Genomic DNA, 20333 nt, shown 5'->3' with positions numbered 1-20333 from the left:
AGGGCGTGCGCGGTCGCCGGAGGCCCGCGCGATCGACGGAGGACGTGCGCAGCCGGTCGCCACCGGAACGACCCGGGGCGCTTTTGCCCGAACGGGTCACACTCCGGTGTAGTGACCGCCTTCGCCGTCGATCCCTCGACGTACGTCCTCTTCGTCCTCGCGGCCGCGACGCTGATCGTCGTTCCCGGTCCGGACACGCTGTTCGTCCTCTCGCGCGGTCTCGAGAGCCGGGACGCAGGGCTCCGCGCCGCCCTCGGTGTCACCGGCGGCATCCTCTTTCACACGACGCTCGTCGTCGTCGGCGTCGCGGCCGTGTACCGGACTGTTCCGGGTGCAGAGCACGTGATACAGGTCGCCGGTGCGCTTTACCTCTGGTACCTCGGCGTCGATACGCTCCGCGCTGCCGGCGACGACGAGCCCGGCGCCGCGACCGGTGGGGTTCGCGAGGGGTTCCTCGTCAACGCGTTGAATCCGCAGGTCGCGCTGTTCTTTCTCGCGTTCTTGCCCGGGTTCGCGGCGAGTGCGGGCGGTACGGGAGCCAGTGAGACGTCGCTCGCCGTTCTCGGCGTGACCTACGCCGGGCTCACGGCGACGTACCTCGGTGGTGTGGCCGTCGTCGCGGACGTCGCCGCGGGGACACTTCGCTCACCGCGGGCCGGCCGGTGGCTCGACCGCGTCGCCGGCGGGCTCCTCCTCGTGCTCGGCGGTTGGGTGCTACTTCGATGACCGGCGCGGGCCGACGCGTCGAGGGCGACCGGCCACAAGCGGTAATTCGTCGCGGAGAGAACGGGTCGCATGGACCCACGGATACGCGAACACGCCAAGACCATCGCGACGCACTCGACCAGCATCGAGGCCGGCGACACGGTCGTCGTCCAGCTCCCGCCAGCCGCCGAGGACCTCGCAGTTGCACTCCACGAGATCTGCGGTGATCGCGGCGCACAGCCGGTGTTCCTCTCGTACTCACAGCGCGCGGACCGGGCGTACAAGCGCGCGGCGGACTCGTTCGAGGAGCCGGCACACCGTCGGGCGTTGTACGAGGAGACCGACGTGTTCGTGATCGCCCGCGGCGGCGCGAACGTCACCGAGGGTGCCGACGTCGCCCCAGAGACGAACGCCGCGTACAACCGGGCGATGGAGGCGGTGAAACGCGAACGCCTCTCGAAGCGCTGGTGTCTCACGCAGTACCCGACGCCGGGTCACGCCCAGCTGGCCGGGATGAGCACCGAGGCGTACGAGGACTTCGTGTGGGACGCCGTCTCGATCGACTGGGAGGCGCAGGGAGCCTTCCAGGCACAGCTCGTCGAGAGACTCGACGACGCCGAGGAGGTCCGGATACGATCGGGCGACGAGACGGACCTCACGATGTCGATCGCCGGCAACACCGCCGAGAACGACACCGGCGAGGCGAACCTTCCCGGCGGCGAGGTGTTCACCGCACCAGTTCGCGAGAGCGTCTCCGGCGTGGTCCACTTCGACCTCCCGCTGTACCGATACGGCCGAGAGATCGACGGCGTCAGGCTGCGATTCGAGGACGGACGCGTCGTCTCACACGCAGCCGACAGAAACGAGGAGCTGCTGACGGGCATCCTCGAGACCGACGAGGGGGCCCGGTACCTCGGGGAGCTGGGTATCGGCATGAACCGTGCGATCGACCGGTTCACGTACAACATGTTGTTCGACGAAAAGATGGGTGACACCGTCCACATGGCGGTCGGGTCGGCGTACCCGGAGACGGTCGGTGAGACGAACGCGGTCAACGAATCCGCAGAACACGTGGACATGATCGTCGACATGAGCGAGGACTCGGTGATCGAAGTCGACGGCGAGGTCGTCCAGCGTGACGGCACGTTCGTCTTCGAAGACGGCTTCGAGGCGGCCTGAACCGCCGCCGGGTCGATCGCGTCGTCGATGACCTGTGGGGTGACACGTCGCCGACGGCCCGTGCGGTGACGCGTCGGTCTCGCCGGAGTCACCGCGTCGAACACCCGCCTCGCCGCCGTGACCCAAAGGCACATTTACGCGCGTCTCGTATTCACGTGTAACGAATGTCTCACAGCCCCTCACTACCGGACCGCCCGCGTCTGGAACTCGATCCGGAGATGAGCGAGGCGGAGCGCCTCGAGGCGATCCGGCAACACTATCAGCGGATCGTCGACGTGAACGACGAACTCGAAGACCGGCTCTCGCAGGCGGAGGGCCGTCGCGGCGACCTCAAAGCGGACGTCGACACGCTCAAACGCGAGAACGAGGTGTTGAAGACGTCGTCACTGTACATCGCCTCGGTCGAAGAGATCACAGACGACGGCGTCGTCATCAAACAACACGGCAACAACCAGGAGGTGTTGACACAGACGGCGACCCGGCTCGACGCCGACCTCCGTCCCGGCGACCGGGTCGCGATCAACGACTCCTTCGCCGTACAGCAGGTCCTCGACGACGAGACCGACTCGCGCGCACAGGCCATGGAGGTCACGGAGTCGCCGTCGGTCGCGTACGCCGATATCGGCGGGATCGACGAACAGATTCGTGAGGTGCGAGAGGCCGTCGAGGACCCGCTCGAGAACCCGGAGCAGTTCGAGACGGTCGGGGTCGAGCCGCCGAGTGGCGTTCTGCTCCACGGCCCGCCGGGCACGGGTAAGACGATGCTGGCGAAGGCGGTCGCCAACGAGTCCGACGCCACGTTCATCAAGATGGCGGGCTCCGAACTCGTCCGCAAGTTCATCGGCGAGGGGTCACGGCTCGTCCGTGACCTGTTCGAACTCGCCGCAGAGCGCGAACCCGCGGTCATCTTCATCGACGAGATCGACGCGGTCGCCTCGAAGCGGACCGACTCGAAGACCTCCGGTGACGCCGAGGTCCAGCGCACGATGATGCAGCTGCTCTCGGAGATGGACGGCTTCGACGAGCGCGGGGAGGTGCGAATCATGGCGGCCACCAACCGCTTCGACATGCTCGACGAGGCGATCTTGCGCCCCGGCCGGTTCGACCGGCTCATCGAGGTGCCGGAGCCGGACGCCGAGGGTCGCGCCCGGATCCTCGAGATCCACACCGGCGAGATGAACGTCGCAGACGACGTCGACGTGTACACGGTCGCGGCGGACCTCGAGGGATACAGCGGCGCGGACATCGCCTCGCTCGCGACCGAGGCCGGGATGTTCGCGATCCGCGACGGCCGCACCGAGGTAGTCCAGTCCGACTTCGAGCGCGCCCGCGAGAAGCTCGCCGACGCAGAGGGCACCGACGAACAGGTCATAAACTACCAGTACTGAGCCGTCGAGAACCGCCGTGGTGTGCGCGTCTCGTCCGTCGCAGGTCCGAACCGTCGGCTCACCGGCCGTGCTCGTAACGCATTAGCTTCCTCGTCGTCGACAGACGTGTGATGAAGCAGATTCACGTCGCCGGCGGCGTCGGCGTCGCCGAGACCGCGATGGCCTCGTACGACGCCGCGCTCGCCGAGGCGAACCTTCACAACTACAACCTCGTCGCGGTGTCGTCCGTCGTCCCCGCCGGCGCGACCGTGCGGCGTGTCGAGGCCGCTCCCGACCTCGGACCCGCAGGCGGGGCGCTCACCGTCGTCGAGGCGCGCCGGACCGTCGGGCCGAGCGACGCGGTCGACTTTCGCGAGGGAGGGCGGTCGGGAGCGACTGGAGCCGCGGAGACGCGTGCGCCTCACCGTCATCCGGACGTCGCTGCCGGTCTGGGTTGGGCGACCGGTCCGGGACCCGGGCTCTTCTACGAGGTGACCGGAGAGGATCCGGACGACGTTCGCGACCGGATCCACGCCGGCTTGGACGCCGGAGCGGCCCTCCGCGACTGGGAGCTTACCGACCGCGAGACGCACGTGGAGACGGCGACCGCAGACGAGACGCGGTGTACCACGGCGGTCGTGATCGCCGCGTACGGCGAGGCAGAGCCGGTCGTGTGAGGTGGTAGATACCTGGTCGGAGAGAGGAACGCCGCCGGGTGAGCCTCGGTGTGGTTCTCGGTGACACGTGTCGACGACTTTTTACCGACGGTTCGCATATCACGGGTGTCTTCGATGAACGGCAACAATCCGTATGCGGGATCGCCGGGCGTCACCGACGCCGGCGAACCCACACCGGTCGACCTCTCGCCGGAACAGGAGCGGCGGCTGCGACAGACGGTGGCCGGCATCGTCTCGCGCACCGAGTCGTACCTCCCGGACAGCTACGCCGTCGGCTCGGAGCTCTCGGTCGGTGCGAACGGCCCGCAGGCGACCGTCGCGGTCAATCCCCCGGCGGGCCACCCCGTCTCTGCCGGGTTCACGCCCGACCGGGACGAGTTGGAGACGGGTATCGCCGAGGCCGACGCCGACGAGGTCGCTCGCGGGCTGGCCGCGAGCGCGGCCGCGCAGGTGATGGACGCCGTCGGCGACGTGACCCCGACGGCGAAGTGAGGCGGCCGCGGCGAGCCGAGTCCGCTCGAGAAGGCGCTTAATTCTGTCCGCACGACGTCCGCGTCGGTTCCACAGAGACGGAGCCCCTGTATCAACCGAACCGACATACGGCTCCGTCTACGTCACCGACGACAGTGGCGCGCGCCTTGTGAGCGCGCCGGCGGCGGGCTCGCGAGCGCGCGCGAGGGATGAGCGAGGTGGCGAAGCCACCGAGCGAATCGGTTGGGGAGGGTGTGGCTGAAAGTGGTGTCCGGCGGTCGTGCGGTCGTCCCGCTCTCACAGCCACTCTCACACGCGTACAGAATCGGCTGAGGAGGGTGTGGCTGAAAGTGGTGTCCGGTGGTTGTACGGTCGGCCCGCTCTCACAGCTCGTCTCTCGGGTTTAACGAGAGACGCGAATCTTGACCGGGTTTCGTTCAGACGAGTGTACACACAAGGGGTACAGCAGAAAGAGCCTAGGCCGGGATTTGAACCCGGGCTCTCGTCCTTACCAAGGACGCGCTTTACCGCTAAGCTACCCAGGCGCGGGCGGTCGACGTCCGTCGATCGGCGTGCTGCATCCGATGCTACTGGGCAGCCGTATATGAATGTGATGAAAGCCACCGGCCGTGTCCCGGTGTCGCAATCGACGTCCGCTCGGTCACGACACTCACCGGTCGGTCGCACTCACTGCGCGCTCTGAGATCGCCGCGATCTGGTCAGCGGTCGTCTCGGGGAGGGCACGCCCCGGCGGGGGGAACTCCCCGTCGTAGTCCGCGGCGAGTTCTCTGGCGTACGCGAGCAGCTCGGCCGGCGGGTCGCCGCCGACTGCGGTCGTTCCGGCGACGACCGCGAGCTCCAGTGCGTCGACCTCGAGATTCCGATCGAGTGCGGTCGCCTCTGGCGGGTCGACGGCCGGGCTCGCCCGGCGCGTCTGGTCGCGGCCGAACGCACGCACGACCTCAACGGCGGCCGACGAGGCGTCGGTGCGGGCCAGAAGCGAGAAGCCACGGGAGACGAGCACGTCGGCGGCGAGGACGTCGAGGTCGGCGTCGATCTCGGCTTCCGGCGTCGAGACGGCCGTCCAAGGCTCATCGTGTGCGAGTCGACGGGTGAGCCTGAGTCCCTCGTAGATGAGTTGCACGCCCGCGGCCTGGTCGACGACGGCCTCGGGGTCGACGTCGGGGTCGAGCGCACGGGCGGTCACGATAGCGAGAACGCCGGGCGTGACGGCCGCCGTCGCGAGTCGCTCGTCGAGCGTCTGTCGGAGCCGGTCGGGCTCGACGTTCGCGAGCGCCTCGCGGGCGGCACTACGCGCTCGCGCGACATCGTCCATTACTGCCGGGTTCGACAGGCAGGGGCAAAGACCTTTGGAAACGACACCCGGCGGCCGGACGAGACCGACACGCGCCTACCCGATCGACCGTGATGGTGTTGGGGCACGCCTCGCTCTCGCCGCGACCCGAGGTGATAGAGTTAAGTATCTCACCGCTAGATCGTTGTATGCGGAGCACGCACCGGTAGTGTAGTGGTATCACGCAACCTTGCCATGGTTGCAACCCGCGTTCAAATCGCGGCCGGTGCACTCACAGTGTACATCGGCCGGCTCACGTTCGGTCCGGCCAGCATCGTTCGTGACCAACATCACCGAGAGTGAAAACGCTTACTGCGGTGGCGCGCGCCTCGCGAGGTCGCCGCAGGCGGCCTCGCGAGCGCGTGCGAGGGATGAGCGAGTCGCCGCAGGCGACGAGCGAATCGGCTGGGGAGGGTGTGGCCCAACTGGTGTCCGGTGGTCGCGCGGTCGTGTTGTTCACGCTGGTACTGTCACAGTCGTATCGAATCGGCTGGGGAGGGTGTGGCCCAACTGGTGTCCGGGTGTCGCGCGGTCGTGTTGTTCACGCTGGTACTGTCACAGTCGTATCGAATCGGCTGGGGAGGGTGTGGCCCAACTGGTGTCCGGTGGTCGCGCGGTCGTATTGTGCACGCTGGTACCGTCACAGTCGTATCGAATCGGCTCGGGAAGGTGCGGCACACCTCGCGCCCCCGTACCTCGGCGCCGTCTCATCCACAGCACACCACCTATCGACCGAACCGTCGCTGCCGGTCTTGAAACTCGAGGACGGCCCGGAGGTAGTCGCGTCGTCTGAAGTCGCGCCAGTTGACGTCGGTGAAGTACAGCTCCGCGTACGCCGACTGCCAGATAGCAAAGTCCGAGAGCCGTTCTTCGCCGGTCTTGATCACGAGGTCTGGCTCGGTCGGCAAGACGAGCCGGTCGGTGACGGCCGTCTCGTCGATGGCCTCGGGCGTCAACTCGCCGGCGGCGACGTCGGCGGCGAGATCGCGGACGGCGGCCGCGAACTCGGCTTTCCCGCCCAGGCCGACGTTCACGTGGATCGGCGCGTCCGCAGCGTCGGTGTCGTCGGGTCCCCGAATCGACGTCGGGGCGGGCGTCTCAAGCGACGAGAACGCACGGGTGAGCGCGGGGACGACCGCGGTGTCGAGGACCGAGACCGAGACCGTCACCCGGTCGGCGCCGTAGTCGAACGCCCATCCGAGCGCCGAGGCGAGCGTCTCGAAGGCGCCGTCGGCGAGCAGGTCGCGCTCCGTCATCACGATCGCGACGTGGTCCGGCGGCTCCCCGTCGTGAAGTCGGTGGCGAACGCCGAGGTACACGTCGTACAGGCCCACAGACGACGGTCGTCGTCGAACGGCTAAAATCTCGCGGACGACACACCGCTCGCGGACGAGAGGTTTAATCGATCGACGGCCGTATCGCGTCCAATGACAGACAGCTACCGGGGCGTCCTCGGGGCGATCCCGTACGCGATCCGCCACACCGACTCCTGGGTGCTGCGGGTCTATGGGGTGATCGGCGGACTCGCCGCCGCCGCGATCGCCGCCGTCGTGACGCTCGCGCTCGTCGTCTGGATGGGCGAGACCGTCGGCGTCCCGAGCGGGACGTACCTGTTCACGCGCACGCTGTACGTGATACTCGGCTTCGCCGCGGTCGCGCCGCTTCTGGCCCCGTTGCTCTTCGTCGCGCGCCGCCACCGCCGGAGCGACCCCGTCGCCGTCGGCTACGACCGCGCGCTCGCCGTCGCCGGGTTCGCCTTCCTCGCCTCGTTGTACCTCGGGCTCGTCATCACTGTCCCCGAATTGCCCCAAGATCGGCCCGATGCGCTAAAAAATCCCCCAGTGCTACTCGGCGCGCTGTACGCGCTCCCGCAACCCATCGGTGCACTGCCGCCGGTGGCGGCCGCGGCGGGGATCTTCTGGACGCACTACCGACTCCGCCGGTCGAGTACGGACGCGTCGACGCACCCGACCGAGCCGCAGACGGAGGGCTGACGATGAGCGACCAGAAGACGAGCACGTTCCTCGTGACGCACGCCGAGTCCACGTCGACGGTCCTCAAAGACGTCCACGACGGCCAGGTCCACACGCTGGACGCGACCGACGAGTTCGCCGTCGACGACGCCGTCGAGGCGACGATCGAACCGGAGCCGCCGATGGAGGTGACGTATCGCGTGGTCGAGATCGACGAACGGTGGCCGCTCTCGATCGAGCACAGCGAGGAGCCGCCGACCGCACACGAACGGGCGATCGCCGCCGACCAGCCGACCGGCGAACTGACGCGAGAGCCGCGGGCCGGTATCGGCGAGATTCACGTCCTGTCGCCGCCCGAAGACGCCACCGACGCGGCCGCAGACGACGTGGTGAACGACCGGGAGGCGACGCTCTCGCGGGCCGCCAGGCTCGGCGTGAACCGGGTCGAGATTCGCACTGAGCCGGGCGTGCTCAGCGTTCGGTATCTGCCGTGAACCACACGGGGACGACGAGCGGCCGTGTCCGTACGTCGCCACGGATATAAGAAGGCTTATTCGGCATCACGGACGAACCGGTCTCATGACAGGGATCGAGGTACCGGACGTCGATTACACCGCGTACTCGAACCGGCAGCTCGTGCTCGTCCCGCTCGCCGTGCTCGCGCTCGCGATCGTCGTGATCGGCGGGTGGTACGTCGTCACGGGCGCGCCGGCGACGCCCGGGCTCGAGTTCACCGGTGGCGTCGAACTCCGCGTCGTTGACGACGGCGAAGACGTTCGCGGGCAGATCGAGACGGCGTTCGACAGACAGCCAGACGCGATCCAGTCGATCCCCGCCGACGACGTCTACGTGGTGACGTTCCGTGCCGCAGAGGGCGACCCCGAAGACCTCGCCGGCCGCCTCGACGACCAGGCGGCGGCGGCGAACCTCGAGACGACCGGCATCGACCAGGTGTCACCGAACTTCGCCGCCGACACCGTCCGCACCGCGATATTCGGGCTCGCGCTCGCCTTCTTGGGAATGAGCGTGCTCGTGTTCGCGCTGTTCCGCACGGTGGTGCCGTCCGTGGCCGTCGTCGCCTCGGCGTTCTCCGATCTCGTGATCCCGGTCGCGGCGATGAACCTCCTCGGGATCGAGATGACGCTCGGCATCGTGGCCGCGCTGCTCATGATCATCGGGTACAGCGTCGACTCCGACATCCTGTTGAACAACTCGGTGTTGCGCCGAACCGGCGGGTTCTACGAGTCGGTGAGCCGGGCGATGCGGACCGGGGTGACGATGACGATCACCTCGATGGCGGCGATGATCGTCATGGCGATCGTCGCCACGCTGTTCGGCATCGACCTGCTCCGTGACATCGGTATCATCCTCGCGGTCGGGCTCTGTGCGGACCTGATGAACACGTACCTGTTGAACGTGGCGCTGCTTCGCTGGTACACGTTCGAGGGGGTGAGTCGCTGATGTTCGAGCCGATCAAAAAGAACTGGCGCGTCCTCCTGCTCGTCGCCGTCGTGCTCGGCTCGTCGGTCGCGTTGTTCGCCCCGCAGTTCGCCCCCGAGACCGCGGCCGGCACCGCGGGCGACGCGACGCAAGGGGCGACCAACCTCCAGTACGGCCTCGACCTCGCCGGTGGGACGCGGGTCCGTGCTCCGTTGCTCGGGTACACCGCGACCGACGTCGCCTTCGACGGCACCCGACCCACCCAGGTGGCGAGTGACGTCGCCGCCGAGCTCCCGAACGTCTCCGCGCGCGACGTGAACGCCGTGGTGGCAGACGACACCACGAGCGCCACCGGGACCCCGACCGGCGCGGTCGACGTCACCGATCCGGCGGTCGACGAGGCGCAGTTCCGGGCGGCGATGGACGCCTCCGGCTACGCGTACGACTCGATTCGGTCGGGGGTAACAGACGAGACGCGGGGCGTCGCCGAGGAGGTCATCCGCGGGAAGATCAACGAGGCGGGACTCTCCGGCGGCAGCGTCCAGCAGGTGCAGTCGATCACCGGCGAGTACTTCCTGCTCGTCGAGGTGCCCGGTGAGGGCCGTGAAGACGTGATCGAGCTGCTCGAAGAGCGCGGCACCGTCCAGATCGCCATCGCGTACCCGGACCCCGAGGCGTCGGACGGCACGGCAGTCGAAGAGAACGTCCTCATCCAGGACGACTTCGAGAACATCGGGACGGCGAGTCAACGCGAACGAGGAAGCGGTGCGTACGTCCCGGTGTCGGTCGTGAACGAGGCCCCAGCGGGCGAGCAGTCGCCCGCAGCGCGGTTCCAGTCTGCAGCGGTCGAACGCGGCGTCGCGAGCGCCACCGGCGGTGCGACCTGCAACTACGACATGTCGGCGGACGCGCTCGCCGAGAACAGTGACCCGTGTCTGTTGCTCATGGTCAACGGCGAGGTCGTCAACGCCTTCGGAATGGTCGACGACCTGGCGGCGAGCATGGCGCGTGGCAGCTGGGCCGAGAGCGGCAACTTTCGGCTGACGACGACGAACTTCAGCGACGCGCAGACGATCTCGATCAACCTCCGGGCCGGTGCACTTCCGGCCGAACTCGACATCGGTGGCCAGGGGACCTCCTCGACGATCTCGGCGAGCCAGGGAGCGAACTTCCGATTCTATTCGGCTATCACCGGGCTCCTCGCCGTCTTCGCGGTCGCGGGGATGGTGTTCGTCCGCTACCGCGAGCCGCGGGTCGCACTCCCGATGATCCTCACCGCGCTCGCAGAGGTGTACGCGCTCCTCGGCTTCGCCGCGCTCGTGGGGTACCCGCTCGAGCTGGCGGTCATCGCCGGGTTCATCGCCGTGGTCGGTACCGGCGTCGACGACCTCGTGATCATCGCCGACGAGGTGATGAGCGAAGGCGAGGTGAACTCCCGGACGGTGTTCGACTCGCGGTTCCGCCGGGCGTTCTGGGTCATCGGGGCCGCTGCGGCGACGACGATCGTGGCGATGTCGCCGCTCATGGTGTTGAGCCTCGGTGACTTATCCGGGTTCGCCATCTTCACCATCCTCGGCGTGCTCGTCGGTGTGTTGATCACCCGGCCCGCCTACGGCGACATCCTTCGCCGGCTGTTGACGATCCGGTGAGGCCGCGGCGTTTAACTCCGAGCCGGCGAGATCACACGCATGCTCACGGTGCTCTCGGACACACACAGCGCGGACGACACCCGGCTGCAGGGCCGAACGCGGACGGCCGTCGCCGAGGCCGACCTCGTCGTCCACGCCGGCGACTTCTACCGGCCATCGGTGCTCGACGGGTTCGAACGGAGCGCGCGGTCGCTGCGGGCGGTGTACGGAAACAACGACGGGCCGGCGATTCGCGACCGGCTCCCGGCGGTGTGTACCGTCGAGTACGGCGGAGTGCGCTTTGCGGTGACACACCGACACCGGAGCGGCGACACCGGGCTCGTCATGCTCGGCCGTGAGCGCGAGGCCGACGCCGTGATCTGCGGCCACAGCCATCGTCCACGGTTCGACGATGGAACCGCCCTCCCGATCGTGAACCCCGGGAGTCACGCACAGCCCCGCGGGAATCGGCCGGCCCACGCGGAGCTCGAGTCGGCCGGCGACGGGAGCCTCGACGGCCGGCTCGTCACGCCCGACGGCGAGGTGTTCGAGCGGTTCCGGATCGAGCCGTGAGCGTGCGCGCGGCCGGGTCGAAACGACTAACACCGTCCTGACGGATACTCGGGTATGTTCTCGGTCGACCCGTTGTTCGTGCTGGTTCTCCTCGGACTGTTCGGGCTGCTCTTTTTCGGCTACCTCCTCGCTCGGCGGACGCTCCTCGGACTGCGTGAGGGCTACGACGACGGGCGGCGGTGACGATGGCGCTCGCTACGGTCGCGACCCTCGTCGTCGCCGGCGCCGCCAGCCTGTTCATGGCGTGGTCGATCGGGGCGGGCTCTTCGGGGTCGACCCCGTTCGCTCCTGCGGTCGGTGCCAACGCCATCTCCGTGATGCGCGCGGGACTCGTCGTCGGCGTGCTCGGACTCCTCGGGGCGGTACTGCAAGGAGCGAACGTCACGGAGGCGGTTGGGACCGAGCTGATCGGCGGTGTCACGCTCACCGCGACCGCGGCCATCGTCGCGCTGGTCGTCGCCGCGGTGCTCGTCGCCGCCGGCGTCTTCGCGGGCTACCCGATCGCGACCGCGTTCACTGTGACCGGGGCCGTTGTCGGCGTTGGACTGGCGATGGGTGGCGACCCAGCCTGGCCGAAGTACGTCGAGATCCTCACCCTGTGGGTGAGTACCCCGTTCGTCGGCGGGGGGGCCGCCTACCTCGTCGCGCGGGCGCTCACCGGTACTCGGCTGCCGGAGCGGGCGCTCACCGCCGCACTGGCCGGCGTCGTCGGCGCGATACTCGCGAACGTCGGGTTCGCGCTGTTGGGACCGGCCGGCGAGCAGGCCTCGGTCGCCGTCGTCGTCGCCGAGCGCGCCGGGGTGCCGTCGACCGTCGTGACGATCGCCGTCGCGGCGGTGGTCGCTGGGGCGGAGTACGCGGACGTCACGCGGGATCGAGCCGGCGCACAGCGTCGGTTCCTGCTCTCGATGGGCGGGCTGGTGGCGTTTTCGGCCGGCGGGTCACAGGTCGGGCTCGCGATCGGTCCGTTGGTCCCGATATTCGGCGACGTCGGCGTCTCGCTCCTCGCGCTGCTCGTCGGCGGCGGCGTCGGCCTCCTCGCCGGGTCGTGGACGGGCGCACCGCGGATGATCAAGGCGCTGGCACAGGACTACGCCTCGATGGGACCGCGGCGGTCGATCGCGGCGCTCATTCCGTCGTTTGCGATCGCACAGACCGCCGTCGCGTTCGGGATCCCGGTGTCGTTCAACGAGATCATCGTCTCGGCGATCGTGGGCGCGGGGTACGCCGCCGGCGACGCGGGCGTGAGCCGGACGAAGATGGGGTACACCGTCCTCGCGTGGATCGGATCGCTCGTCGGCGCGTTCGTGCTCGGGTTCGGCGTGTTCAGCGGGGTCACCCGAGTGATCTGAACACGGTGTCCGAGGTGGCCGTCTACGACTCGGTCGCGTCCGGGTACGCCGGCAGGCGTGCAGACCGGGCGCTCCCTTCGACGAACGGGAGCGACGTGATCCGTGCGTCCGTCTCGTCGCCATCGACGCGAACGGCGACCGCGTCGGCCGGCGAATCGGCGGTCGCGTCGACGAGCGCGAGCGCGAGCGGCACGTCGGTCGCGGGGCCGACCCCGGCACGGGTCACCTCCCCGATCGCCTCGTCGCCGTCGAACACCGCCGCCCCGGCGGCCGGCAACACCTCGTCGACCGCGTCTGGATCCGCGTCACCGTCGATCGCGGCGACGGCATCTGCGAGTCCGGACAGCGTGAGCCCGACGAGTCGCCGGCTGGGTCGTCCCTGGTTTTCGACGCGCGAGACGACCTCCTGGCCGACGTAACACCCCTTCTCGAAGTCGAGCGCGTTGCGGATCCCCACGACGTTCGGGATCGTCTCCGCGAGTTCGTGTTCGAACTGTGGCGTCCCCGCCTCGAGGGCGAGCGCGTCCCACGTGCGGTAGCCGAACGGGGCGGCGTTGAGTCCCCGATTGACGAGCGTGTCGAAGACGGCCGGCGCGTCCGCGGCCGCACAGACGACCTCGTATCCCTCCTCGCCGAGCGGTGCGTCCGTCGCAATCACGGTGACGCCCGCGTCGACCATCGTGCCGCGGACGAACGTGAGCGGCGGCTCCGGCGCGCCGGGGCCGGCGAGCACCGAGGCGATCTTCTCGGTCGACTTCGGTCCGTGGACGCCGAAGACGCCGAGTTCGTCGGAGACGTCCTCGACCGCGACGTCCTGGATGAACACCTTACTCGCCCAGTCTTCGCGCACCGGGTCGGCGCGCTCGGGCGGGAGGAAGACGAGCAGACGCTCGTCGGCGTTGTACACGTACATATCGGTCTCGATTCCGCCCTGGGGGTCACACAACAACGCGTAGACGCCGTGGCCGTCGGCCGTTGGCACGCGGTTGCTGACGGCGTTGTCGACGAACGCGACGCGGTCGCTGCCGGTCACGGCGAGCACCCCGTATCCCATCTCTATCGTCCCGACGACGTTTCGGACGGCCTTCCCGACGCGGGCGGGCTTGCCGTAGTGGTCGACGACTGCTCTCCCGCCGCGGTCGCGGGTGATCGCCCCGTGGTCGGCGTGGGCCGAAGCGACGAGCGTCATGACGAGACACAGTCGCGGTGGAGACAAAAGCCCGCGGGTCGGCGACGGCGGCCCCGACTTACAGTCCGAGCCGACGGCGGATGGCGTCGACGACCCCGCGGTCCTCGTCCGTGGCGGCGTCCGGGTCGGGAACGACGCGGTCGTGCGGGTAGACGCGAACGCGATCGTCGGTTTCGACGGTGATGAGCGAGTCGGCTTTCAGCGAGGCGAGCGCGTCTTCGATCGCGTCGATGTCGGCGTCGACGGCCGCCCGAAGCTCAAGCACGGTCATCCCGTCGTCGCCGCGGTCGACGAGCGCGTCGAGCAGTGCGACCTCGACGTCGGGGCGATCGCGGTACTCCGGCTTTGCGGCCATACGTGTGTGGTGGGTTCGGACGGGGTTTAGTGTACCGGCGGCTCACCGCACGAGCCGCGAGCAGGTGCCACAGAGGTGTTCTTCTTTCACGTCGACCTCACGAACGGTCGGCGAGAACGACATCACACACTTGCTGTTGTCACAGTGTTCGAGCCCGAGCGTGTGGCCGACCTCGTGGACGACCTCCTTGCGGACCCGGTCGGCGAAGACGTCGATGGCGGGCTTCGTCGACACGCCGCCGTCCGAGGACGTCCGGAGCCGGTGTGTCGAGATGACCGAGCCGCTCCCGTTGAGGTACGCGAGCCCGAAGACGTAGTTCCGGCGGCGGTAGTAGAGGTCCTGTGGGGTGATGCCGATGTTCTTCTCGCCGCTGCCGACGCGGCTCACGACCTCGATGAGGTCTTCGGCGCGGTGCTGGTCTCGGGTGTCGTCGTACGCGCTCTCGGGGACCGGCTGGTCGTCGTGGACCGTCACGTCACACTCGTATACCGACCGGAGCACGGTGGAGGCTTCCCGCTTCACGCGCGGGGTTACCTCCCCGACGGGCACGATGTCCACGAGCATGAAAGCGGTTTTGGCCGCCCCGGTCATAAACCCCCCGCCGTGGGATCTCCCCGACACGACGACCTCGTCGACGCGCTCGAGCGATACGACCGGCTGCTCGAGGTCGGCGTCGGCAACCGGCCCGGCGTCGCGTGCGAGCTCGCCGCACGTGGGTGTACCGTGCTCGCGATCGACGTCGACCCGCCGAGCGGGCGCCACGAGCGCGGAGGCGGCGAGACCGCTGCGGGCAACGAGACCGCCGCAGGCGACGGGCCCACCGCGAGCGGCGGCAGCCTGACGGTACGCCGCGGTGACGTCGTCGCGCTCGCGGCCGCCGACGCGACCGCACAGCTCGACCCGGCTATCCGTCGAGCGACGGTCGACGCGGTCTACGCCAGACGGCTCCCGGCGGAGCTCCAGCGGCCGACCGTCGCGCTCGCTCGGCGACTCGACGCGGCGTGTATGTTCACTACGCTCGGCTTCGAGGAGCCAATCGTGCCTGTCGAGCGACGGGCGCTGGCACGGAAGACGGTGTACGTCGTCGACGCGGAGCGATGACCGGCGCGAGACAGCGACCGACGCGCTCGATGTGGTGAGTACCAGATCCGAACGTTCAACTCTCTACCGGCCGGCCTACCGGTATGCAGGTCGACGCCCTCGTGGTGGACATCGACGGCGTACTCGTCGACGTCGCCGACTCCTACCGCAAAGCGATCCGCGAGTCGATCGACCGCGTCTACGGCGAGACGATCGACCGCGACGCGATACAGTCGTTCAAAGCCGCCGGCGGGTTCAACAACGACTGGGCGCTCACGGACGCGGCCGCGCTGTTCGTGCTCGCTCGGCGGGCGGGTCTCGCCCTCGACGTCGAGGCATTCACCGACCGCGTCGCCGCCGGTGGTGGCGGAGTCGAGGCGGCGAGACGCGTCGTCGAGACGGCGGACGGCGTGGCGACCGAACGCGTCTTCGAGGCGTGGGACCCGGAGCGGCTCCGTGCCGTCTTCCAGGCGCTGTACCTCGGTGCAACGCTGTATCGGGAGCTCGAAGGCGGCGACCCGCCGGTAGCGGCGACCGGGTACATCCACGACGAGCCGACGCTCGTCAAGCCGGCGACGATCGAGGCGCTGACCGAACGGTTCGACGTCGGCGTGTTGACCGGGCGACCGGCCGCGGAGGCGACGATCGCGCTCGAGCGCGTCGGACTCGACGTCCCCGCGGCCCACCGGTTCACGATGGACGACTGGGAGGAGGGGAAACCACACCCGCGCGCGCTCGTCACGCTCGCAGCGCGGTTCGACGCCGATCGGATTGCGTTCGCGGGCGACACGCTCGACGACGTCCGCACCGCTCGCAACGCCGACGAGGCGGATCCGGACCGGACGTACGACGCCATCGGCGTGTTGACCGGCGGCCTGACCGGCGAGGCGGGGCGCCGGGCGTTTCTCGAGGCGGGAGCGGACGCGGTCGTCGCGGACGTGAACGCGCTCACCGACGACCGCTGGTGACGAGTCGGGCAGACGTCGCGATCCCAGCACCCTTTTCGCGTGCCGCCGAGTACGGGACACGCATGAACGCAGTCACGCTCGGACCGGCCGGCACGTACTCACACCGCGCGGCGCGGGCCGTCGCCGCCGAGGTGTCGTTCCGCGAGTCCGTCACCGCCATCGTCGACGCCGTCGCGACCGGCGCGTTCGAGCGCGGGGTCGTCCCCATCGAGAACAGCATCGAGGGGTCGGTCTCAGAGAGCCTCGACGCGCTCGCCGATCACGACGTCGCCGTCACCCGCGAGGTCGTCACGCCGATCCGCCACGCGCTGCTCGCTCAGTCGCCGAGCTTCGAACTCGTCGCGAGTCACTCGCAGGCGCTCGCACAGTGTCGCAACTGGTTAGAGACGACGCACCCGGAGGCCGGCCTCGAGGCGGTCGCCTCCACCGCACGCGGGGTCGAACGCGCCCGCGAGGACGCCCGGGTCGCCGGCATCGGCCACCCGGACAACGCGGGCGACGACCTCGAGATCCTCGCCGAGAACATCCAGGACCGAACCTCGAACGCGACGCGGTTCCTGGTCGTCGCTCCCGAGACGGAGCGCTCTGAGGCCGGCGGGAAGACCACGCTCGTCGTCTACCCGAACGCGAACTACCCCGGACTACTGCTCGAGCTGCTCGAGGCGTTCGCCGACCGGAGCCTCAACCTCTCGCGGATCGAATCGCGCCCGAGCGGCGAGCGGCTCGGCGACTACTGCTTCCACTTCGACGTCGACGCCGGTCTCTACGAGGACCACATGGAGGCGGCAGTCGAGGACGTCGAGGCGATAGCCGAGAACGGCTGGGTCCGGGTGCTCGGATCGTACGACACCGAACACGTGCTCCAGTAAGCGAGTCCGGTCGTCACGAGGCGACGCCTCGAGATCGCATAATTTTATATGCAGGTTCTCACATTCGAGATTCGTATGGAGTCCAGCGCGCTCGAGACGATGGCGGCGCTTTTAGAGCGCGCCATCGACGAGACCGACGACCCCGAGGTGCACTACACGCTCCGCACGGCGCGACAGCTCGTCGACGTCGTCGAACACCAACACGCCGACCTCGCCGCGTCGCTGGAGCAGACGGCGCTCGACGCGGAGACGCGCGAACGACTCGAAGCGCTCGGCTACCGCTGAGTGCGGCGGGATGTCCGTCTTCACGCGGCTGCTCGTCGCCTACGGGGTGTTGCTCGCCGTCGGCGTGGCGATCTACCGCGAGATCGACGCGCTCGACGTCGACGAGCCGACGGAGCTTCGACTCGTCGTCGCGGCCGCACTCGGCGGGGTCGTCGTGTCGCTGTACGTCGGCAGTCGGCTCCTCGAGTGAGTCGGTCGCGACGCGACCGGTCGACTCTCGCGTGAACCGCGCGGCGAGCGTCCGCGACTCACTCGAACCGGTACTCGACGCCGTCCGGGCCGTCTTCGACGGTGACCCCGACCGCGTCGAGGGCGTCGCGGAGTTCGTCCGCACGGTCGTAGTTCCCGGCCTCTCGCTCGGCCTCGCGGACGTCAAGGACGAGCTCAACCAGCTCACCGGCCAGGTCGACGTCGCCGTCGGTGGACGACTCGAACTGGAGGCCGAGCACGTCACCGCCGAGCTCGTCGAAGGCGGTCACGGCCGCGTGGAGCCCGCGGTAATCGTAGTTGTCGTCGCCACGCGAGGTCGCCACCGACCGCGCGTCGAGGTGTCGATTCACCGCGTCGGTGAGCGAAAGCAGCGCCGCGGTCGCCCGTCGGAGATTGAGGTCGTCGTCCATCGCCGTCTCGAACGCGTCGCGGGTGCGCTCGGCCGCCTCGCGCAGCGACTCGTCGGTCGTCGTCGCGTAGGCGTCGGCGGAGTCGAGCGCCGCGACGGCGCGGTCGTACGTCCGCGAAAGGCGCTCCCAGCGCTCTTGGGCCTCCGCGATCGTCTCCTCGGTGAGCGTCTGCTCGGAGCGGTAGGCGGCCCCGGCGTAGAACGTCCGGAGCACGTTGACGCCGAGTTCCTCGAGCGCGTTGGGCACCGTCCAGACGTTGCCGATAGACGACGACATCTTCTCGCCGTCCGTCTGGAGGAGCCCGACGTGGAGCCAGTGACGGGCGAACGGCTCGCCGGTGGCCGCCTCCGACTGGGCGATCTCGTTTTCGTGGTGGGGGAAGACGAGGTCGCGGCCGCCCATGTGCACGTCGAGGGTGTCACCGAGGTGCGTCGTCGACATCGCCGAACACTCGACGTGCCACCCCGGACGCCCCTCGCCCCACGGCGACGCCCACGTCTCGCCCTCGGGGACGGCGTCGCCGTGGTCGTGGTTCGCGTGCTCACGGACGGCCGTCTCGCTCACCCCGTCGGCTTTCCACAGCGCGAAGTCGGCGGGGTTGCGCTTTTCAGAGCGCTCGTCGGGCTCACCCTGTGCTTCCAGCTCGTCGACGGCCTGATTCGAGAGCGCCCCGTACGCCTCGAAGGTCGTGACGTCGAAGTAGACGGAGCCGTTCGACTCGTAGGCGTATCCCCCGTCAACGAGCGTCTCGACGAGGTCGCGGATCGCCGGGACGTGTTCGGTGACGCGGGGGTACACCTCCGCGCGCAACAGGTTCAATCCGCGCATCGCCGCGAACGTCGACTCGGTGAACGTCGTCGCCACGTCGCGTTCGGTGGCCCACTCGTCGCGCTCGCCGACCCGCGCGGTGATCTTCTCGTTGACGTCGGTGACGTTCTCGACGTGGCGGACGGCGTAGCCGCGGTACGACAGCCACCGGTGGAGCACGTCTGCGTGGAACCAGAGCCGGGCGTGTCCGAGGTGGGGATCGTCGGACACCGTGAGCCCACAGACGTACAGGGTGACGTCGTCGTCCGCGGTAAACTCGACGCGCTCGCCTGCGAGGGTGTCGGTGACGACGAGACTCATTGACGGGGCGTACCGACGCGGCGGATTTGAAATCGTCGGATCGGCGCGGCCAGAGGCCGCGTCGCGACCACGACACGACGCCTACGGCAGCCGAAGCGTCCCGCTTAGGGCAGCCGAAGCGTTCCCGCGTAGTGGTGGGTCCCGTCGGTGGTCTCGACGTGTTCGTACACCGGCGGCGGCTCGATCCCCCACGCCCGGAGCCGGTCGTCGACGCCGTCGACGTACGTCGCGAGAAAGGATCCGCGCTCGCGGAGCGACGCCGGCGCGCGGGTGTGTTCGGTCTCGAACCGACAGCTGGCGTGCCGGCCGTCTCCGTCCGGGACGATCCGGAGGCGGAGGTCGGAGCGGAGACGTTCGCGAACCGGCGGCGGGTCGCCGTACAGGTGCCCCTCGCCGAACGCATCGATCGCGGCGAGCGCCTCGTCCGGAACGTGGTTCACGGCCGACGATTCGACTCCAGCTACTTGACATCCTCCACACGGCTGAAGCCGTGGGATTCCTCGCGTTGAGGGTCCGGCATTAGCGCCACCCCCCACGGGGGCAACTTTCTCCTACGCCGACCGTAGGATACTCTGGTCTGTATGCTCCTCGTTGGGACGGTGAGCGCGTGGTGACGCCGACGATGAATGGTCGTCCCACTTGAGGCATACGGGCCGTGCCATCGGCCGTTGTACGTCTGCTTCGTGGCGTCGGAGGAACGTCTCCGACGCCGTGAGGTCCGCGTGGCCCTCGAATCCACAGGTGCACGTGAGCGTGTCTTGGTGCCGAGTCGTGTTCTCCGTCGAACTGCACTGCGGACACGTCCGAGTCGTCCACGCTTCGGGCCGGACTTCGACGGTGATGCCGAACTCCTCGGCGATACACGCAAGTCGATTTACGAACGCCCGGAACGACCAGAAGTTGTGCGTTTTCTGGTTCGCTCGCACCGACCAGTGCGTGTCGAGTACGTCGGTGAGGTCGCCGACGTACACGGTTGCCACGCCCTCCTCGTACAGTCGCTTGAAGAGGTCGCGGGCGAGGGCGTCCATGGCGTGGTCGCGCCGTCTCGTCCGGCGTCGGTACAGGCGTCGAATCCGTTTCGACGTGTACCGCCCCTCTTCGAGTTTGACCTTCGACTGGT

General features: G+C 68.8%; 25 protein-coding genes and 2 tRNA genes. 18 read left to right on the top strand and 9 right to left on the bottom strand.

The window, feature by feature from the left end:
- The first annotated feature begins 111 nt into the window (after positions 1–111).
- The 5 genes from ACNTAO_RS08850 (at position 112) to ACNTAO_RS08830 (ending at position 4420) form a co-directional block, all read left to right on the top strand.
- Positions 112–726 (top strand): LysE family translocator, encoded by a 615-nt coding sequence (locus ACNTAO_RS08850; RefSeq protein WP_435161632.1) that lies wholly within the window; start codon positions 112–114, stop codon positions 724–726.
- A gap of 69 nt (positions 727–795) precedes the next feature.
- Positions 796–1884: an aminopeptidase gene (locus ACNTAO_RS08845; RefSeq protein WP_435161631.1), complete on the top strand. Its 1089-nt coding sequence runs from the start codon at positions 796–798 to the stop codon at positions 1882–1884.
- A gap of 164 nt (positions 1885–2048) precedes the next feature.
- On the top strand, positions 2049–3272 hold the full coding sequence (pan2, locus tag ACNTAO_RS08840) for a proteasome-activating nucleotidase Pan2 (RefSeq protein ID WP_435161630.1): 1224 nt from the start codon (positions 2049–2051) through the stop codon (positions 3270–3272).
- A gap of 110 nt (positions 3273–3382) precedes the next feature.
- A complete protein-coding gene (locus tag ACNTAO_RS08835) occupies positions 3383–3928 on the top strand; it encodes a pyruvoyl-dependent arginine decarboxylase (RefSeq protein WP_435161629.1) in 546 nt (181 codons plus the stop codon).
- A gap of 114 nt (positions 3929–4042) precedes the next feature.
- Positions 4043–4420: a DUF5811 family protein gene (locus tag ACNTAO_RS08830; protein ID WP_435161628.1), complete on the top strand. Its 378-nt coding sequence runs from the start codon at positions 4043–4045 to the stop codon at positions 4418–4420.
- A gap of 452 nt (positions 4421–4872) precedes the next feature.
- Here ACNTAO_RS08830 and ACNTAO_RS08825 read toward each other — a convergent pair.
- Together ACNTAO_RS08825 and ACNTAO_RS08820 are read right to left on the bottom strand one after the other, a co-directional pair.
- Positions 4873–4944 (bottom strand) — tRNA-Thr (locus tag ACNTAO_RS08825).
- Between the two features lie 125 nt (positions 4945–5069).
- A complete protein-coding gene (locus ACNTAO_RS08820) occupies positions 5070–5735 on the bottom strand; it encodes a DUF7114 family protein (RefSeq protein WP_435161627.1) in 666 nt (221 codons plus the stop codon).
- Between the two features lie 178 nt (positions 5736–5913).
- On the opposite strand from ACNTAO_RS08820, the gene ACNTAO_RS08815 reads away from it, so the two are divergent.
- Positions 5914–5984: transfer RNA gene (locus tag ACNTAO_RS08815), tRNA-Gly, on the top strand.
- A gap of 494 nt (positions 5985–6478) precedes the next feature.
- Here the strand turns inward: ACNTAO_RS08815 and ACNTAO_RS08810 are convergent.
- Complete coding sequence (locus ACNTAO_RS08810) at positions 6479–7087, bottom strand: undecaprenyl diphosphate synthase family protein (protein WP_435161626.1); 609 nt, start codon at positions 7085–7087, stop codon at positions 6479–6481.
- A gap of 93 nt (positions 7088–7180) precedes the next feature.
- Between ACNTAO_RS08810 and ACNTAO_RS08805 the strand changes: the two genes are divergently transcribed.
- From ACNTAO_RS08805 to ACNTAO_RS08775, 7 genes are all read left to right on the top strand, one after another.
- The gene (locus ACNTAO_RS08805) at positions 7181–7747 is read left to right on the top strand and encodes a DUF8056 family protein (protein ID WP_435161625.1); all 567 of its coding nucleotides are present in this window, start codon (positions 7181–7183) and stop codon (positions 7745–7747) included.
- Positions 7748–7749: 2 nt separating this feature from the next.
- Positions 7750–8220 carry a DUF5812 family protein gene (locus ACNTAO_RS08800; RefSeq protein WP_435161624.1) on the top strand — a complete coding sequence of 157 codons (471 nt, stop codon included), beginning with the start codon at positions 7750–7752 and terminating at the stop codon, positions 8218–8220.
- An 85-nt stretch (positions 8221–8305) separates the two neighbouring features.
- Positions 8306–9187: a protein translocase subunit SecF gene (gene secF, locus ACNTAO_RS08795; protein ID WP_435161623.1), complete on the top strand. Its 882-nt coding sequence runs from the start codon at positions 8306–8308 to the stop codon at positions 9185–9187.
- On the top strand, positions 9187–10815 hold the full coding sequence (locus ACNTAO_RS08790) for a preprotein translocase subunit SecD (protein WP_435161622.1): 1629 nt from the start codon (positions 9187–9189) through the stop codon (positions 10813–10815). Before secF ends, ACNTAO_RS08790 begins: the two co-directional genes overlap by 1 nt.
- A gap of 39 nt (positions 10816–10854) precedes the next feature.
- Positions 10855–11367, top strand: coding sequence for a metallophosphoesterase (locus ACNTAO_RS08785; RefSeq protein WP_435161621.1), 513 nt, complete (start codon positions 10855–10857; stop codon positions 11365–11367).
- 54 nt (positions 11368–11421) lie between these two features.
- On the top strand, positions 11422–11550 hold the full coding sequence (locus tag ACNTAO_RS08780; protein ID WP_435161620.1) for a DUF7859 family protein: 129 nt from the start codon (positions 11422–11424) through the stop codon (positions 11548–11550).
- Between the two features lie 2 nt (positions 11551–11552).
- Positions 11553–12719 carry an inorganic phosphate transporter gene (locus ACNTAO_RS08775; RefSeq protein WP_435161619.1) on the top strand — a complete coding sequence of 389 codons (1167 nt, stop codon included), beginning with the start codon at positions 11553–11555 and terminating at the stop codon, positions 12717–12719.
- Between the two features lie 22 nt (positions 12720–12741).
- On the opposite strand, the gene ygfZ is transcribed toward ACNTAO_RS08775, so the two are convergent.
- From ygfZ to ACNTAO_RS08760, 3 genes are read right to left on the bottom strand one after another with little or no spacing between them, the layout of a single operon-like run.
- The gene (gene ygfZ / locus ACNTAO_RS08770; RefSeq protein WP_435161618.1) at positions 12742–13908 is read right to left on the bottom strand and encodes a CAF17-like 4Fe-4S cluster assembly/insertion protein YgfZ; all 1167 of its coding nucleotides are present in this window, start codon (positions 13906–13908) and stop codon (positions 12742–12744) included.
- A gap of 58 nt (positions 13909–13966) precedes the next feature.
- Positions 13967–14263, bottom strand: a complete 297-nt coding sequence (locus ACNTAO_RS08765; RefSeq protein WP_435161617.1) for a DUF6432 family protein — start codon at positions 14261–14263, stop codon at positions 13967–13969.
- Positions 14264–14305: 42 nt separating this feature from the next.
- Entirely contained in the window at positions 14306–14827 is a 522-nt protein-coding gene (locus tag ACNTAO_RS08760) for an archaemetzincin family Zn-dependent metalloprotease (protein WP_435161616.1), read from the bottom strand.
- A 39-nt stretch (positions 14828–14866) separates the two neighbouring features.
- Between ACNTAO_RS08760 and ACNTAO_RS08755 the strand changes: the two genes are divergently transcribed.
- From ACNTAO_RS08755 to ACNTAO_RS08735, 5 genes are all read left to right on the top strand, one after another.
- Positions 14867–15364 carry a UPF0146 family protein gene (locus tag ACNTAO_RS08755; RefSeq protein ID WP_435161615.1) on the top strand — a complete coding sequence of 166 codons (498 nt, stop codon included), beginning with the start codon at positions 14867–14869 and terminating at the stop codon, positions 15362–15364.
- Between the two features lie 83 nt (positions 15365–15447).
- A complete protein-coding gene (locus tag ACNTAO_RS08750; protein ID WP_435161614.1) occupies positions 15448–16311 on the top strand; it encodes a TIGR01548 family HAD-type hydrolase in 864 nt (287 codons plus the stop codon).
- 62 nt (positions 16312–16373) lie between these two features.
- Positions 16374–17180 carry a prephenate dehydratase gene (gene pheA / locus ACNTAO_RS08745; RefSeq protein ID WP_435161612.1) on the top strand — a complete coding sequence of 269 codons (807 nt, stop codon included), beginning with the start codon at positions 16374–16376 and terminating at the stop codon, positions 17178–17180.
- A gap of 75 nt (positions 17181–17255) precedes the next feature.
- Positions 17256–17465, top strand: coding sequence for a hypothetical protein (locus tag ACNTAO_RS08740; RefSeq protein WP_435161610.1), 210 nt, complete (start codon positions 17256–17258; stop codon positions 17463–17465).
- A gap of 10 nt (positions 17466–17475) precedes the next feature.
- Complete coding sequence (locus ACNTAO_RS08735) at positions 17476–17655, top strand: hypothetical protein (RefSeq protein WP_435161608.1); 180 nt, start codon at positions 17476–17478, stop codon at positions 17653–17655.
- Between the two features lie 58 nt (positions 17656–17713).
- Here ACNTAO_RS08735 and cysS read toward each other — a convergent pair whose 3' ends face one another.
- From cysS to ACNTAO_RS08720, 3 genes are all read right to left on the bottom strand, one after another.
- The gene (gene cysS, locus ACNTAO_RS08730) at positions 17714–19213 is read right to left on the bottom strand and encodes a cysteine--tRNA ligase (protein WP_435161606.1); all 1500 of its coding nucleotides are present in this window, start codon (positions 19211–19213) and stop codon (positions 17714–17716) included.
- A gap of 104 nt (positions 19214–19317) precedes the next feature.
- Positions 19318–19653, bottom strand: coding sequence for a hypothetical protein (locus ACNTAO_RS08725; protein WP_435161605.1), 336 nt, complete (start codon positions 19651–19653; stop codon positions 19318–19320).
- Positions 19654–19764: 111 nt separating this feature from the next.
- Positions 19765–20333, bottom strand: a 569-nt coding sequence (locus tag ACNTAO_RS08720) for a transposase (RefSeq protein WP_435161604.1), incomplete at its 5' end; no start/stop codon positions are given.

The organism is Halorubrum zhoui (assembly GCF_051194155.1).
Lineage (GTDB): Archaea > Halobacteriota > Halobacteria > Halobacteriales > Haloferacaceae > Halorubrum.
This window is presented reverse-complemented; position numbering and strand designations above follow the sequence as displayed.

Bases quoted from the DNA above. Each gene is read 5' to 3' on its own strand.
- ACNTAO_RS08775 (WP_435161619.1), top strand. From the start codon at position 11,553: ATGGCGCTCGCTACGGTCGCGACCCTCGTCGTCGCCGGCGCCGCCAGC.
- ACNTAO_RS08750 (WP_435161614.1), top strand. From the start codon at position 15,448: ATGCAGGTCGACGCCCTCGTGGTGGACATCGACGGCGTACTCGTCGAC.
- ACNTAO_RS08830 (WP_435161628.1), top strand. From the start codon at position 4,043: ATGAACGGCAACAATCCGTATGCGGGATCGCCGGGCGTCACCGACGCC.
- pan2 (WP_435161630.1), top strand. From the start codon at position 2,049: ATGTCTCACAGCCCCTCACTACCGGACCGCCCGCGTCTGGAACTCGAT.
- ACNTAO_RS08780 (WP_435161620.1), top strand. From the start codon at position 11,422: ATGTTCTCGGTCGACCCGTTGTTCGTGCTGGTTCTCCTCGGACTGTTC.
- ACNTAO_RS08790 (WP_435161622.1), top strand. From the start codon at position 9,187: ATGTTCGAGCCGATCAAAAAGAACTGGCGCGTCCTCCTGCTCGTCGCC.
- ACNTAO_RS08735 (WP_435161608.1), top strand. From the start codon at position 17,476: ATGTCCGTCTTCACGCGGCTGCTCGTCGCCTACGGGGTGTTGCTCGCC.
- ACNTAO_RS08820 (WP_435161627.1), bottom strand. From the start codon at position 5,735: ATGGACGATGTCGCGCGAGCGCGTAGTGCCGCCCGCGAGGCGCTCGCG.
- ACNTAO_RS08785 (WP_435161621.1), top strand. From the start codon at position 10,855: ATGCTCACGGTGCTCTCGGACACACACAGCGCGGACGACACCCGGCTG.
- secF (WP_435161623.1), top strand. From the start codon at position 8,306: ATGACAGGGATCGAGGTACCGGACGTCGATTACACCGCGTACTCGAAC.
- cysS (WP_435161606.1), bottom strand. From the start codon at position 19,213: ATGAGTCTCGTCGTCACCGACACCCTCGCAGGCGAGCGCGTCGAGTTT.
- ACNTAO_RS08765 (WP_435161617.1), bottom strand. From the start codon at position 14,263: ATGGCCGCAAAGCCGGAGTACCGCGATCGCCCCGACGTCGAGGTCGCA.
- ACNTAO_RS08835 (WP_435161629.1), top strand. From the start codon at position 3,383: ATGAAGCAGATTCACGTCGCCGGCGGCGTCGGCGTCGCCGAGACCGCG.
- ygfZ (WP_435161618.1), bottom strand. From the start codon at position 13,908: ATGACGCTCGTCGCTTCGGCCCACGCCGACCACGGGGCGATCACCCGC.
- ACNTAO_RS08760 (WP_435161616.1), bottom strand. From the start codon at position 14,827: ATGCTCGTGGACATCGTGCCCGTCGGGGAGGTAACCCCGCGCGTGAAG.
- ACNTAO_RS08740 (WP_435161610.1), top strand. From the start codon at position 17,256: ATGGAGTCCAGCGCGCTCGAGACGATGGCGGCGCTTTTAGAGCGCGCC.
- ACNTAO_RS08805 (WP_435161625.1), top strand. From the start codon at position 7,181: ATGACAGACAGCTACCGGGGCGTCCTCGGGGCGATCCCGTACGCGATC.
- ACNTAO_RS08845 (WP_435161631.1), top strand. From the start codon at position 796: ATGGACCCACGGATACGCGAACACGCCAAGACCATCGCGACGCACTCG.
- pheA (WP_435161612.1), top strand. From the start codon at position 16,374: ATGAACGCAGTCACGCTCGGACCGGCCGGCACGTACTCACACCGCGCG.
- ACNTAO_RS08800 (WP_435161624.1), top strand. From the start codon at position 7,750: ATGAGCGACCAGAAGACGAGCACGTTCCTCGTGACGCACGCCGAGTCC.